The sequence below is a fragment of the Arthrobacter sp. Soil_N43 genome (assembly GCF_057655195.1).
In genome coordinates, this window is record NZ_JBDGML010000114.1 from 1 (window position 1) to 13,351 (window position 13,351).

Sequence of the window (13,351 nt, forward strand, 5' to 3'; positions counted from 1 at the left end):
GGCGGCGAGGCCGCGGACCAGGTGCATGTTGGTGGAGAGCGGCTGGCCGGTGATGGGGAAGTTCTCCACCGCGCGGAGCGTGTGGACGCCCCAGTAAGCGCCCGCGGGGACATCCCGGTCACCGAGCAGATCATGCTCGGACCGGACATGCAGGTCTTGCGCCTCCGGCAGGGGCAGGGTTTCGGTCATGTGCAGTCCTTAGTTGGCGTCGTTGGCAGGGACGGAGTCGTTGGCGGGGGCAGGCGAGAGGAAATCAACGGCCTGGAGCAGGCCCACGGGCCTGCCGCCGCCGAGGACAGTGCCGGCGGCGAGCCCGGCGAGCGGCGAGGTGTCGACGTCGAGCCCCTCCAGTGCCCGGACGGTGACCGGCAGACGGGCGCGGTCGCCGCCGTCGGAAATCTTGATGACGAATGCACTGCCGTCCGGCAGCCCCACGGCCTGGATCCCTTCAAAGCCGTCCTTCGCCAGCAGGCCGGGCATGAGGCGCATGAGCTCGGTGACGTCGCGGCCTTCGCCCGCCACCATCTCCGGATGGTTCCGCATGGCGTGCGCGACGGCGGCTTCCGGAGTTGCGGCGGGCGCACCGTCGTCGAAAGTGCCGTTCGGCAGTCCTGCGGACGCCAGCCGGCCGAAGGCGCGGGCCATCCCGGCGAGGGTCAGGGCGAAGAGCGGGGTGCCGCAGCCGTCGGTGCTGGGGCCGGACGGCTCCTCCCCGGTCAGCTCGGCCACGGTTTTGGCCACGAGCTGCTGCAGCGGGTGCCCGGGATCGAGGTAACCCTTGACCGGCCAGCCGTTGATGACGCAGGTGGCGGCCATGGCTGCGTGCTTTCCCGAGCAGTTCTGCGTGATCTGCGTGGCCCCGCCGCCGTCGCGCAGCCAGTCCTCCCGCTCACTGGTGCCGTAGGGGAGGTCGGTGGTGTTTTCGAGGGCAGCGGCGGTGAGTCCGTGCAGTTCGAGAATGCGGGCAGCGCCGTCGCGGTGCTCGGCCGCTCCGGAGTGGCTTGCGGCGGTGAGGGCCAGGAGGTCGGCCGGAAGGTCGAGTCCTGCACGGACCAGGGCCACGGCCTGCAGCGGCTTGAGCGAGGAGCGCGGATAGAACGAGGCCTGCGGCTCACCGGCGGAGAACAGGACGCGGCCGTCCGGCGCGGTGGCGATGAGGGAGCCGTAGTGGATGCTTTCCACGAGGCCGTCGCGGGTCTGGACGGCAAGCGGTTCGTGGCGGGGCAGCGCTGCTGCGGAGGCGCTGCTCTTGGCGGGCACGGCTGCGGCGGGCGCGGTGAAGGAGGGGCTTGCCGGCATGGCGGGGGAGGGCATGGAGTCCTTGGGTGGTGGATAGCTGGTGGAAAATTAGCTGCTGGAGGTTACTGCTTGAGGATGGAGTCGAGCGCTTCGCCGACGGCACGGAGGTGGGCGCTCATCGCGGCGCTGGCGTCTGCTGCCGAGCCTGCTTCGATGGCCTCGAGGATGGCCTGGTGTTCCACGTTTGAGGCGTGCTGACGGTCTTCCGTGACCAGGTTCAGGGTTTCGGACTGGTGCGTCAGGGCGTCCCGGATGTCGGCCACAACGCTTTCGAAGACCTTGTTGCCGCTGGCGCGCGCGATGGCGGCGTGGTAGCCGGAATCGAGCACCACCCAGGCTTCAGGGTCGGTTTCCACGGCCATCGAGGCCACCATGGCGCGAAGGATGTCCAGGTCCTCGGCGGTGCGGCGTTCGGCGGCGAGGCCGGCGGCGGGGACTTCGATGTGCGGCCGGGCCTCGGTGAGGTCGCGGGCGGAGAACTGGCCGAGGACCAGATCGTTCGCCACGTGGTCGGCGACGACGAAGGTGCCCCGGCCGGTGCGGGTCACTGTCAGGCCCAAGGCGGTGCAGGAGCGGAGGGCCTCGCGGATCACGGAGCGGCTGACGCCGTACTGCTGCGCGAGGGCAACCTCGGAGTTGAGCTTGGCGCCGATGGCCAGCCTGCCGCCTTCGATGTCCCCGCGGATGGCGTTGAAGACCGCCTCGGCGGCGCTGAGGCGGGCAAGGGGGGAGGCGATCCCTCCGCTTTGCTGTCCGGCTGTCCGGCTGTCTGACAGGTTCACGATTAAGAATATGGCACGGGTCACACGGGGGTGTCAACCCGCAGGCCCTGTGCGGCCCCTTCGGTCTCACGAAGGACCGGATTGAGTCGGCGGGCAGAAGGACGAGCGGAAGAAGAGCCACGGTCATATCGGCCCGGTACGTTCGTGCCGATTCGCCTCTACCCTTTCGCCAGTAACGGGTTTAAGCTGGGAAATATCCGCAATCGGTAGGAACGTGCCTATGAAGGAGCCCCAATTGGCTGAAAATTTTCCACGGATGCTGGCGGCGCAAGTCCGCACCCGCCGGGCTGCACTCCGTCTTAGCCAGCAGGACCTTGCCGACATGGCCGGAGTCTCCGAGCGCTTTGTCCGGTTCGTGGAGCAGGGCAAGCCGAGTGTGCAGCTGGATTCCCTCCTCGCGGTGCTGGAGACGCTGGGCCTGGAGCTGCGGCTCGCCACCCGGGCGAGGGAAGCGGCCCGCGCGCTGGTGAGCCAGCCGCCGTCGGCCGTTCCGCCGTCGGACGTTGCGTTGGAGGCGGCAGGCACGGCAGCCGCTGCTGACACCCGGGGGGAGAAGCGGCCATGAGGCACCGGGTCGCCGACATCTACAAGCGGGGCGTCCTGGCGGCGCGGCTGGAACGGCACGACGGCGGCACCAGGTTCAGCTATCTGCCCGCCTACCTGCATAACGGCGGTCCAGCCGTCGCCAGTTCGCTGCCTCTCACACCGGAACCGGTGCTGTCCGCCGCAGGGGCGGCCCCGCCCTACTTCACCGGTCTGCTGCCGGAGGGACGCCGGCTGAACGCCCTGCGCCGGTCCATCAAGACCAGCGCGGACGATGACCTCTCGCTGCTGATTGCCGCGGGCGGGAACCCGGTGGGCGACGTGCAGATCGTGGGGCACGGCGAGCCGCTGGATCCGGAGGAGCACGCCGTCGAGGTGGATCAGCGGAAGCCGGTGGACTTCGATGAGCTGCTGGGGGACTCGGGCCTGATCGATCCCGTGGCCCTCGCGGGTGTGCAGGACAAGCTGTCCGCCGGGATGATCTCCATGCCGGTGGCCAGCGCCGGACGGCGGTTCATCCTCAAGCTCAACGCGCCGGAATTCCCGCACGTGGTGGAAAACGAACTCATCATGTTCCGCTACGCGGCGAAGCTGCGGATTCCGCTGAGCCGGGTGCAGCTGATGCGGGACATCGCGGGCCGGCCGGGGCTGCTCGTGGAGCGGTTCGACCGGGTGCCCGTGGCGGGCGGCGGCGACCAGGTGGCCCGCCTCGCCGTCGAGGACGGGGCGCAGGTGCTGAAGCTGTATCCCGCGGACAAGTACAACGTGGGGTTCGGAACGGTGTGCCGTGCGCTCGCCGAATACTGCGCCGCGCCGCTGCCGGCCCTGCGGAACCTGGCCATCCAGGCCGCCTTCGCGTGGCTAAGCGGCAACGGGGACCTGCACGCCAAGAACGTGTCCATGGTGCAGCAGCCACACGGAGAGTGGTCCATCGCGCCCGTCTACGACATCCCCTCCACCGTCGTCTACGGCGACAAGACCCTCGCGCTGACGCTCGGCGGCAAGCGCAGCGGCATCTCGCGGAAGCACTTCCTGGGCTGGGCAACCGGCCTGGGCCTGACGGAACGCGCGGCGACGCAGGTGGTGGAGCTCGCGCTGAAGGCGGCGGGCCCGCTGCTCGCGGACCTGGACGCCGGCACGGCTTTTGCGTCAACGCACGACGGCGGGGGCTCGCCTTTTCCGGACATGGTCACCAGGGCGTGGGTGAAGGAGCTGAAGCACCGGCGGAGGCTGCTCGAGGGGTGAAGGCGCCCAGGCGTGATTCCGCCGTCGTGTTTGTGCTTTGGTGCTACAGGTGCTGGATGCCCGCCCGCTGCATGGCGTCCTTGTAGATGTCCACGCTCTTGGCGAGAAGCTCTTCCTGCTTGGCCTCGGAAACAGCAAAGGCCCGCCCGCCGAGCGCGCTGGCCTTGTAGATTTTAATGCCGTTGTTCTTCAGGGACGAGTGGTAGGTCTTCTCAAAGAGGGTCAGGAAAGTGGAGGCATCCGTGCCGTGGGCAATGATCGCCGAGACCCGTTTATTGATTTTCAGGAACTGGCGGAAGGGGCGCAGTCCGTCGGTTTTCTCCTGGACGTTGAGCGCCGACGGCATGTCCGCGTCGCGCACCCAGGGGTAGGCGTTCCACGGCATCACGTAGCGGGGTTCGAGTTCCGCGAGCTCGTAGATCTGGGTGGCCCGGCGGGCGGCTTCATCGTCGTTGAGGTGCGAAACAAACCCTGATTCGGTGCCCTTGCCCGGGCTGACGTGCAGGCTGACTATCCGGCACTCATCCTCGTCATGGATGGGGTCGATGTAGGGAACGATGGATCCCGGCTTCTTTTCCATGAGTTCGTCGCACAGCTGCGTTACCGCCGCGATGTTCGGTTCCTGTAGCAGGGCCTTTTTTTCGTCCCAGTCAATCGTCACGATCTCTCCCTCAGCAGCAAGGCGTCCAGAATCAGGCGTCTTGTTCCACTGTACGCTTTTGCCGGATTGGGTGCGCGGGGAGATTCTGTGGGCGGGACCACCGCGAGGGTGAACCCCTCGGAATATCTGACGCCCCGTGCAAGGATGACGGGATGAAGATCACCCGACAGATCGTCGTCTTCGACACAGCGGACCTGACCGCCGAGAGCACCTTCTGGGCCGGACTCCTGGGCGGCACGGTGGAGACCGACGACGACTGGCACACTGTGTACGTCGGTGAGGAGCCGCGGCTGGGCTTTCAGCTCGCGCCCAACCATGTTCAGCCTGACTGGCCCGACGGGACGCAACAGCAGATCCACCTCGACCTGTACGTCGATGACCTGGCAGCCGTCCATGACCATGCCATGTCACTGGGCGCCCGGCTGCTGAAGCCGGCAGATGACACCGAATCGGCTGAAGGCTTCCAGGTCTACGCGGATCCGGCAGGGCATCCGTTCTGCCTCTGCTGGGGCTGATTGTTCAATCCCCGAGAAGGCGGCGTTCGTGGGCATACGCCACCAGTTGGAGGCGGGTCCGGAGGCCCAGCTTGTCCAGCACGCTTCGTAGGTGGGTCTTAACCGTGGCTTCGGAGACGAACAGGCCCTCCGCCATTTCGCCATTGCTCAGGCCCTTGGCCGCGAGCAGGAAGACGTCCCGCTCACGCACGGAGAGGACGTCGAGGACGGAGAGGTCCGGGCCTGGAGCGGGAGCGTTGCGGGCGGCGTGCTCGAAGAGGGAATGGATAGATCCCGGCGCGATAACCGAGTAGCCGGAGTGAACGGTGCGGATGGCCGCCAGCAGAAACTCAGGCTCCGCGCTCTTGAGCAGATACCCGCTGGCCCCGGCCTGCACAGCCTGAACCACGGCCTGATCCCGGTTAAAGGTGGTCAACGCGATGATCCTGGGCTTGTCGATACCGGCTGCATCGGCGTCTTCAACTATCCTCCGCGTGGCCTCGACGCCATCCATCACAGGCATCCGCAAGTCCATCAGCATGACGTCCGGACGACGTTCCGTTGCCAGGGCCATCGCCTGTTTCCCGTCCCCCGCTTCGCCCGAGAGCTCCATGTCCTCCTGGCTCTCAATGAGCATCCGGATGCCGGCACGGAACAAGGCCTGGTCATCAACGAGCGCCACCGTGATGCGCAGCCCGGCATCACCCACGGCTGTCCGCTCCCTGTTCAGCCGCTTCCAGCCGCGGCAGCCCTGTTCCCGTCAGAAGCTGTTTCGCTGCCGAGGGAGCTGCATCGTCCTCCGGACTGGCCTCGCGGCTTCCGAAGGGAATGAAGACCGTTACCCGGAAGTGGTCGCCATCAGGTCCGGCTGTCAGCCAGCCTCCGGCCAGGTGGGCGCGTTCGCGCATGCCGGGAAGCCCCCGCCCGATCCGGGGCGCGGCCGTATTGCCAGGGCCCTCATGATCGCCGGGCCGGGTGGCCGACGCCGCATGCAGGGTCAGGCCGGGTCCGGTCCAGTCAAAGTGGATCCTCACATCCGTGCCGCGCCCGCCATGCTTGAGCGCATTCGTCAGGCATTCCTGAACGATTCGGAAAACAGCCACCTGCTGTCCGGTAGAAAGCTCCACAGGCGTCCCGGATTCACTAAAGCGGATCTTCAGGCTGCCCCGCTGCATGCTGTCAATCAACGCCTTGATGTCGCTCAATCGAGGCTGGGGCGTCACCATCCCGTCGTCGCGGACGCCCTCGATGACACGCTGGGCATCCACCAGTGCGCTGCGGGCTGACCGGGCGATGGTGTCCAGGGCGTTGAGGACAGCCGGGGGCTGGTCCTTGCTCAGGTACCGGGTCCCGTCGGCTTGCGCCGCTATGACCGCAAGCGAATGGGCGAGGACGTCGTGAAGATCCCGGGCAATGCGTGTCCGCTCCTGCTCCACGACCAAATCAATCTCGGTTTCCTTCAGGCTGCTCTGCGCCAACTCGCGGGCGCGGAACAGGTTGCCGCGTTCCTGATAAAGGGCAAGCAGAAGCCCGACGGCGGCGCAGGCTGCAGCGATCAGCAGGAGGAACGCGAACAACTGCCAGCCATAGGCCATGAGCGTCGGCCTGTCACCGTAATACACCGGCGCATACCAACCGACACCGCCGCCGTATCTCCACGAGAGTATGAGGAAGGTCATGATGGCCGCGAACACCAGATTGGCCCCCGCAGCGATGTAGCGCATCCGGTGCGGCGCGGTCCACAGGGTGAAGCCGAGCGCGATGAACGAGCCGATATAGATGGCCCAGTGTGTGGACGCCATCATGGGGATGGAATGGCTCAATTGCCCGGCGAGCAGTGCAGCCGTAAATCCCAGAGACACCGCCGGGTTCCATGCTGCCGAGGCAACAGCCAACGCCATCAGGATCAATGCCCAGTTCCCAGGCCACGCCAGGAAGGACCCTCCCATTCTGCCGGCCTCGGCCACAGCCCACAGGGAGAAGAAGATGACGGCCGCCACGGGGGCGCCCCAACGCCGTGCAAAATTCAGAACTGGTTCCATGCCTGCCACCATATCCACGGAAATCAGGCAGAACCCTGCTGATCACGGCAATCTCAACCTATAAGCCAGATGATTCATTCATCGGGCCAGTTCGGCTGCCGATCCCTACAAGCACACTGCCCGTAGCCTTAGAGGTCGAGGCTCCAGTGAACCTGGATGGCCTCTGCGACCGGGCCAGTGGTGACATCGACCCGGAATGCAACGGGCGCGGTGCCTGTCTCTTCGATGACCGTGTCACGGTACACGCGACCACAGGACGGGCAGAGGGTATAGAGGTCCTCATCGTCGGGCCAGGCGGCCAATCCGTCGGGGAGATTGGAGTTACGGCCGATGTAAACGGGGATGCCCTCCGAGTTGGCCTGAATCAATCCCTCGTTGCTGACGGTGTTGCCGCAGACGCAGGTGATGGTGGTGACGTCATGATCGATGACTTCGGCGAATTCACTGTCCATGACGAGCACTCCGGCGGTCGAGGGAACGTTCTGCTTGTAGCTTATGCCTGCGGGTCCGCCAGCGGGACTTTACTGGGGTGACGGATTTTCGGATGGAGAAAGTGCTGGCCGGATTTGCCGACCACTGCGGAACTGATGAGGCGCGTCAAGCCGGGGATCCGGGCGAGGCGGATCACCGCACGGCGCACCTGCACGGCGTGGCGGGTGGCGGGGACGAACCATTGCGCGGCGGAAACGCCCGCCTTCTGGTGCTCCAGGACCAAGGGCCGGATGCGCGTTTCGAAGGAGTCGAGCGCCCGTCCGAGGTCCGGTTGCTTCTTCAGTTCATCCGCCAACACATAGGCGGCGGCCATTCCGAGGGAGGCTCCATGGCCGGCGAGCAGTGACACCGCGGCTGCCGCATCACCGACCAGGACGGTGCGTCCCGTGTGCCAGCGGGGCATTCTGATCTGGGCGACCTGGTCGTAGTAGAAGTCCTTCGGGCAGTGGCGGAGGGCTGCCGGGCAGATCCACTCCAGCCTCCCGTACCTGGAGCGGAGCATGCCTTGGGGATCATCGGGACGGGCCGGGTCGTCCGTGCGGTGCACGGCCATCGCCGTGATCGTTCCGTCTCGCAGGCGGTAGAAAAACATGGCCTCGTTGCGGGTATCGGTGACGGCGAACCTGTCACCCACCAGCGAGGCGACCTCCGGGTCCCTGAAGGAATAGGCGCCCACGTGGAAGCCGAGATAGTGGAGGAACTCCGGCTCCGGCCCGAAAACCAGCTCCCTGATCACTGAGTGGATGCCATCCGCCCCGATGAGGAGATCCGCCTCAAGTGAGGCCCCGTCGTCAAGCATGGCGGTCACGGAAGCGCGGCTCTGCGTGACGGCCAACACCGTGCGGCCATAGCGCAGATCCACGCCTGGCGGCACGGCTTCGCGGATGGCCAGTTCCAAGTCAGGGCGCAGAATGCTGACGAGTTCACCCCTGACGACCTGAGCGAACCTGGCAAAGGGCAGGCTTGCCCGGGCCCTGCCGCGGCCGTCCACATAATCCAGCCGTTCCACCCTGTAGCCCAGCTCCCGAATCCGCGGGATGATGCCCAACGCCGTTGCAGCCTGCCACCCCGGACCAAAGAAATCGACCATGTAGCCTTGCGGCCGCGGTCCGGCTGCCTGCTCCACCACGACCACGTCCCAGCCGTCGCCCGCAAGGAAAGCCGCAGCAGCGAGCCCGCTGATGCCGGCCCCGCAAATGATCGCCTTCATGGGAATCCCTTCCCGGGTCATCCGGCCCCTTCCGCCGGGCCGGACTCTTCGCCCTGGGCAGTATCCACGCTACGCCCCGGCCTCCCTCGCCGCCCACTCGCTTCCTACTCCGCTGGGGAACGCGTGGGGAACGGTCGCGGCCTACGGTGAAAGCGAGATTCTGAAAGGAGGTGAGACCGATGGCAGACCACTATGCCTCAGGAACCTGGCAGGTGAAGCAGGGCTGCGACCAGGAGTTTATCGACCGGTGGACGGAATTCCTTCAGTGGTCCCGGGCGAACTACCCGTCGATCGTGGTGGCCAACCTCATTCGTGACCGACGCGTTCCCGGCCACTATGTTTCGTTCGCGGAGTGGACTGACGAGGCGTCCCGGAACGCATGGAAGCAGAATCCGGAGTTCACGGCCCATTTCGATGCCTGCGTTGCCTTGTGCGAGCACATGAACGGTGCCGATTTCGATCGCGTAGCGACCGTATGACGCGCCGGCTCTGACGCCGGCACCTGCGGCGGGCGGCTTGGGCCGGCGATCAGGCTGCGCCGCGTGCGGCATCGAGCGTCCGTACCGCGCCGAGTTGCTCGAACGCGCTGGCCGCTTCGTCCAGCAGGTGCCGGTCAGCCGGGCCGCCCGTGCCGACGAGTGCGGCCTGCAGCTTGGAGCGGGCGGACCAGAACGGTTGGTGGGCCCGTTCGTAGAGGCGCGCGGCCGAGAGGAACCGTTCGCGCGCCCCGCCCGTGTCCGCGTCGGTCAGCGCCAGCGAACCGCGGGCGGACTCGGCCATGGCAGTCCACGCCGAACTTTGGAAGGAATGCGCAACCTTCTCTGCCGCCTGGGTGAATACGCTTGCGCCCGCCCGGTCACCCAGTGCCGCGAATGCTTCGGCCGCCATCGGATACAGCAGGGCGGTGCAGGTCGGACATTCGCCGTAGCGCGCCGCCGCCGATGCCGCGGACCGGACAACGCGGACCGCCTCGGCAGGATTGCCGCGCTCCAGCGCGTCCAACGCCGCCGTCGCATACAGCCGGCCCCACGCGTGCTGGGCCAGGGGCGACACCACGGCGATCGCCATTCCGTGACGAAGGTACGCCGCGGCCGCGCTGCTGTCGCCACGCATGACCGCGAGCTCGCCAAGCCGCTGCCAGGGCAGCACGCCGGAGCGGGTATCGAGCTCGGCGTACAGTTCCGTGCTGCGCTCCAGGCATCCCGCCGCCTCATCCCAGCGCCCCTGCAACAGGAGCGATTCCCCGAGCAGGCACCAGGCGAACGCCTGGGCGTGCCGCGCGCCCCGGTCGATGGCCAGAGCCAGCGTGCCGCGGGCGTAGTCTTCGACCGTCTCGCACAGCCCGTCCCCGTAGAGATGGTACTCACCGATGCAGCAATGGAATTCGAATATCCTTCCCAGCCGCGGATCCTGCTCGCCCGCATCACCCAGCCGCTCGATCTCGGCCTGAAGACCGGGCCGCCACGCTCCGCGCATATGACAGATGATGGCGAGTGTTTCCTGCACCGCGGCGACGTCCTCGCCGGTTCCGTGGGCCCCGGCGGCTGCCAGGCTGGCCTCCGCTGCTGATTGCGCCTCGTCGTAGCGCCCCACTGCCCACAGCCAGTTCGCGTGCGCCTCCAGAACCCGCGCCTTCTCGGCCTCGTCCTTCGTGCCTGCCAGCAGGCCCTCGGCCGCCCGAACGTGCCTCTCAGCGGAGGCCGTGTCCTGCGTCATGAGGCAGGCCTGCGCGGCTTTGCGGTGCAGCCGGGCCGAGCGGGCATTGGCGCCGGAACCGCGCAGGCGCGCTATCGCCCCCGCGAACGCTGTGACCGCACCCTGAAAATCGCCCGACATCAACCGCAGGCCACCGACCTGCTCGAGCAACTCCCCGGCCAGCTCAGGCTCCGCTGACAGGCCTGAGCGGATCTGCTCGAACAGCCGTTCCGTAGCGGGGTCTGGCTCGACGCCCAGTTCCCGGTCCAGCGCTGCGCGGAGGCGCTCGTGTTCCTGCATGGCCTCGTGTCGCCGGCCAGTCAGCGCCAGCACCCGCATCAGCGCGGCGCCTGCCTCTTCGTGGATGGGATCGGCTGCGATGACCCGCCGGAGTGCCGACACGGCGCCGTCGAAGTTCGCGCGGGCCTCCAGCAATCTCGCCTGTTCGACCAGCAGCGCGAGGAAATCCGACCGGAGCGACCCTTCCTTGGTTGTTACCCAGTCCTCATACCGGTCCTCCGGCAGCAGATCCCCCTCGTACAGGCCAATCGCTGCCGCATACGCGGCCGGGTCGCCGGTCCGGCGTGCCCGCAAAGCGGCAGCCTCGAACGCATCCACATCCACCCACGTCGACTCGCGGCGCAGCCGGAGCTGCTCGCCCGAGATGAGGTACCGGTCCAATGCCGACGGGCTCGGATCCAGGATGCGGCGGGCCTCATGGACCACCTTGCGAAGCTGGCCGCCAGCCGCATCCGGGTCCAAGCCAGGCCACAGGGAATCCAGTACCTGCTCCCGCTGCAACCGGTGACCGGGCGCCAATGCCAGGAGCTTGACCACGGCCTTGGCCTTCCGCAGGCGCCACTCGCTGTCCGGGATGTCCCGCGCGTCTACCGACACGCGGAAGCCGCCCAGCAGCCGGATACGCACCTCGCCATCGACCGCCGCCGTCACTCCTCTAGAATCCCACTGCCGCGCCGCCAATGACAGAGACAACCGCTTCCTGATGGCCGTGTCCGGTGGGACGATTCCACTATGAGCGAGAAAGCAGACCCTCCGGATCACGGCCCCCACCAGCACGCCCACGCCGCGCCCACGACCCAGCAGATACGTACCGTGGGTCAGCGCCGCCGCGACGCTGAAGAGAAGCTGGAGCAACACCTTCAGGAAGCGCGCCACAAAGACCATCCGCACCACGGTGAGGCCGCCAAAGGGGACGGACCTGAAACAGGTGGCAAGCACTGAACTCCGGCATGGCCGGGTGTGCCATCGGTCGTTTGAGGACAGCGGGGCTATGAAACCTAAACCCCGGGGCCCCGGTGGGTAAACCGTCCCGCCACCAGCGTCGCGGCCACCGGCATTTCGGCGAAAACGGCATCAGGAACAGCCAGCGGGTCGCCGTCGAGCACCGCAAGGTCGGCAGGGTCGCCGACCTGGATGCGGCTGCGCCCCCGTGTCGAGGCGCGGAGCGCCTCTTCCCGCGTGAGGGCCTGCTCCGGATGCCACGGCCCCCGGCCGTCCGGCCGGGAGCGGGTGGTCGCCGCGGACATGGCCAGCCACGGATCCAGCGGGGCGACCGGCGCGTCGGAGCCGAGCGCCAGTGTTGCGCCGGCATCCAGCAGCGACCGCAGCGGGAATGCCCGGCCTGTCCGGCCGCTCCAGTTGGCCTCGGCGGCGTCGCGGTCGTCCAAAGCGTGGGCGGGCTGCACGCTGGCCGTCAGCCCCAGTCCGCCAAACCGGGCGAAGTCCTCCCGCCGCACAAACTGGGCGTGCTCGATCCGCCCCGAAATGCCGGCGGCGGTGAAGGCGTCCAGCGCCACCCGGTTGGCGCCGTCGCCGATAGCGTGGACGGCCGGGACAAAGCCTGTGTCCCGTGCACACACCAGCAGCTCGTACAGCTCGGCTTCGCTCACGGTGAGCATCCCGTGGCCGCCGTGCGGATAAGGGTCCTCGCAGTAGGCAGTGCGTGTGTTCAGGGAGCCGTCGATGAGCACCTTCAGAGGGCCCACCCGCACAAGCCCCGCCCCGCCGTCGAGCGCCTGGCCGGTACGCATCCCGGCGGCGGCCGCCCGCTCCAGGTCTTGCGCGTAGACGCCCGCGTCCACCCGCAAGGCGGCGAATCCGCCGGCCGCGCGGCGTAGCCAGGCGTCGCGGTTCCAGGCCATTTCGAAGTCGACGATGCCCACAATCCCTCGGGCGGCGGCGTCCCGGCCGGCATCCTGGACCCACGGATCAACCACGTCGGCCGGCAGCCTGCCCAGCTCCCGCGTCACCGCAAACGCCGCGTCCTCGCGCAGCAGGCCGCTGGCGTCCACCTCCACGCCGTACTTTGACGCTGCAGCTGAGTTCAGCCAAACGCAGTGAAGGTCGTGGCTGAGCAGGGCGGCGGGCACGTGGTGCGTGGCGGCGTCGAGCATTTCAAGGCTCGGCACGTCCGCCCACACCGCATCCCGGAAACCGACACCCACCAAAGTGCGGTCCGGGGATGCGCTGGAGAGGCGGGTCCGGACCGCCTCGACGGCGTCCCGCGCGGATTCCGCTTGGGAAAGATCGACGCGGTTGGCGGCCAGGGCCCACTGCGTCATGTGCACGTGCTCGTCCCACAGGCCCGGAATAGCGAACCGGCCATCAAGGTCCACCACCGGTGCGTCCCGGGGCACCTCTCCCGCCGGTCCGACGTGGGTGATGACCCCGTCGGCGACGCGGACATCCAGCAGCGCCGCCTCGCCGGGCTGCCTGACGGAGGCCAGCAGGAGGCCTGCCGGAGTGGGACACGTGGCATGAGGAAGCATACGAACAGGCTAGGGGCGGACCGGCCGGGCAGCAATTCCGGCGGGGCACCGAAGACCCGCAGGGGCCGCCTCTTCACAGCAACGGTTGGAGGGTGCATT

14 protein-coding genes and 1 pseudogene are annotated in these 13,351 nt (G+C 67.6%); 5 read left to right on the plus strand and 10 right to left on the minus strand.

Going from position 1 to position 13,351, the window contains the following annotated elements:
- The 3 genes and pseudogenes from aspA to AC3A3W_RS17240 form a co-directional block, all read right to left on the minus strand.
- Window positions 1-189 (minus strand): annotated as a pseudogene (gene aspA, locus AC3A3W_RS17230) (aspartate ammonia-lyase); the annotation flags it as partial.
- 9 nt (window positions 190-198) lie between these two features.
- On the minus strand, window positions 199-1,314 hold the full coding sequence (locus tag AC3A3W_RS17235; RefSeq protein WP_487444226.1) for an asparaginase: 1,116 nt from the start codon (window positions 1,312-1,314) through the stop codon (window positions 199-201).
- A gap of 47 nt (window positions 1,315-1,361) precedes the next feature.
- On the minus strand, window positions 1,362-2,081 hold the full coding sequence (locus AC3A3W_RS17240; RefSeq protein WP_487444227.1) for a FadR/GntR family transcriptional regulator: 720 nt from the start codon (window positions 2,079-2,081) through the stop codon (window positions 1,362-1,364).
- A gap of 235 nt (window positions 2,082-2,316) precedes the next feature.
- On the opposite strand from AC3A3W_RS17240, the gene AC3A3W_RS17245 reads away from it, so the two are divergent.
- Both AC3A3W_RS17245 and AC3A3W_RS17250 read left to right on the plus strand, forming a co-directional pair.
- Complete coding sequence (locus tag AC3A3W_RS17245) at window positions 2,317-2,646, plus strand: helix-turn-helix transcriptional regulator (RefSeq protein ID WP_487444228.1); 330 nt, start codon at window positions 2,317-2,319, stop codon at window positions 2,644-2,646.
- Entirely contained in the window at window positions 2,643-3,869 is a 1,227-nt protein-coding gene (locus AC3A3W_RS17250) for a type II toxin-antitoxin system HipA family toxin (RefSeq protein WP_487444229.1), read from the plus strand. Before AC3A3W_RS17245 ends, AC3A3W_RS17250 begins: the two co-directional genes overlap by 4 nt.
- Window positions 3,870-3,912: 43 nt before the next feature.
- On the opposite strand, the gene AC3A3W_RS17255 is transcribed toward AC3A3W_RS17250, so the two are convergent.
- Window positions 3,913-4,530, minus strand: coding sequence for a uracil-DNA glycosylase family protein (locus AC3A3W_RS17255; protein WP_205651659.1), 618 nt, complete (start codon window positions 4,528-4,530; stop codon window positions 3,913-3,915).
- Between the two features lie 152 nt (window positions 4,531-4,682).
- Here AC3A3W_RS17255 and AC3A3W_RS17260 point away from each other — a divergent pair, with 152 nt between their 5' ends.
- Window positions 4,683-5,045, plus strand: coding sequence for a VOC family protein (locus AC3A3W_RS17260; protein ID WP_487444230.1), 363 nt, complete (start codon window positions 4,683-4,685; stop codon window positions 5,043-5,045).
- Between the two features lie 4 nt (window positions 5,046-5,049).
- Here the strand turns inward: AC3A3W_RS17260 and AC3A3W_RS17265 are convergent, their stop codons facing one another.
- The 4 genes from AC3A3W_RS17265 to AC3A3W_RS17280 all read right to left on the minus strand — a co-directional run bounded on the left by AC3A3W_RS17265 (window position 5,050) and on the right by AC3A3W_RS17280 (window position 8,768).
- On the minus strand, window positions 5,050-5,733 hold the full coding sequence (locus tag AC3A3W_RS17265; RefSeq protein WP_487444231.1) for a response regulator: 684 nt from the start codon (window positions 5,731-5,733) through the stop codon (window positions 5,050-5,052).
- Window positions 5,726-7,066, minus strand: coding sequence for a sensor histidine kinase (locus AC3A3W_RS17270; protein WP_487444232.1), 1,341 nt, complete (start codon window positions 7,064-7,066; stop codon window positions 5,726-5,728). Before AC3A3W_RS17270 ends, AC3A3W_RS17265 begins: the two co-directional genes overlap by 8 nt.
- Before the next feature lie 128 nt (window positions 7,067-7,194).
- Window positions 7,195-7,518 (minus strand): hypothetical protein, encoded by a 324-nt coding sequence (locus AC3A3W_RS17275; protein WP_487444233.1) that lies wholly within the window; start codon window positions 7,516-7,518, stop codon window positions 7,195-7,197.
- 41 nt (window positions 7,519-7,559) lie between these two features.
- Window positions 7,560-8,768, minus strand: coding sequence for an FAD-dependent monooxygenase (locus AC3A3W_RS17280; protein WP_487444234.1), 1,209 nt, complete (start codon window positions 8,766-8,768; stop codon window positions 7,560-7,562).
- 179 nt (window positions 8,769-8,947) lie between these two features.
- On the opposite strand from AC3A3W_RS17280, the gene AC3A3W_RS17285 reads away from it, so the two are divergent.
- Window positions 8,948-9,247 carry an antibiotic biosynthesis monooxygenase family protein gene (locus AC3A3W_RS17285; RefSeq protein ID WP_487444235.1) on the plus strand — a complete coding sequence of 100 codons (300 nt, stop codon included), beginning with the start codon at window positions 8,948-8,950 and terminating at the stop codon, window positions 9,245-9,247.
- Window positions 9,248-9,296: 49 nt separating this feature from the next.
- On the opposite strand, the gene AC3A3W_RS17290 is transcribed toward AC3A3W_RS17285, so the two are convergent.
- On the minus strand, window positions 9,297-11,360 hold the full coding sequence (locus AC3A3W_RS17290) for an AfsR/SARP family transcriptional regulator (protein ID WP_487444236.1): 2,064 nt from the start codon (window positions 11,358-11,360) through the stop codon (window positions 9,297-9,299).
- Window positions 11,361-11,495: 135 nt separating this feature from the next.
- Between AC3A3W_RS17290 and AC3A3W_RS17295 the strand changes: the two genes are divergently transcribed.
- Window positions 11,496-11,705, plus strand: a complete 210-nt coding sequence (locus AC3A3W_RS17295) for a hypothetical protein (protein WP_487444237.1) — start codon at window positions 11,496-11,498, stop codon at window positions 11,703-11,705.
- 56 nt (window positions 11,706-11,761) lie between these two features.
- On the opposite strand, the gene AC3A3W_RS17300 is transcribed toward AC3A3W_RS17295, so the two are convergent.
- On the minus strand, window positions 11,762-13,252 hold the full coding sequence (locus AC3A3W_RS17300) for an amidohydrolase (protein ID WP_487444238.1): 1,491 nt from the start codon (window positions 13,250-13,252) through the stop codon (window positions 11,762-11,764).
- Between the last annotated feature and the right edge of the window lie 99 nt (window positions 13,253-13,351).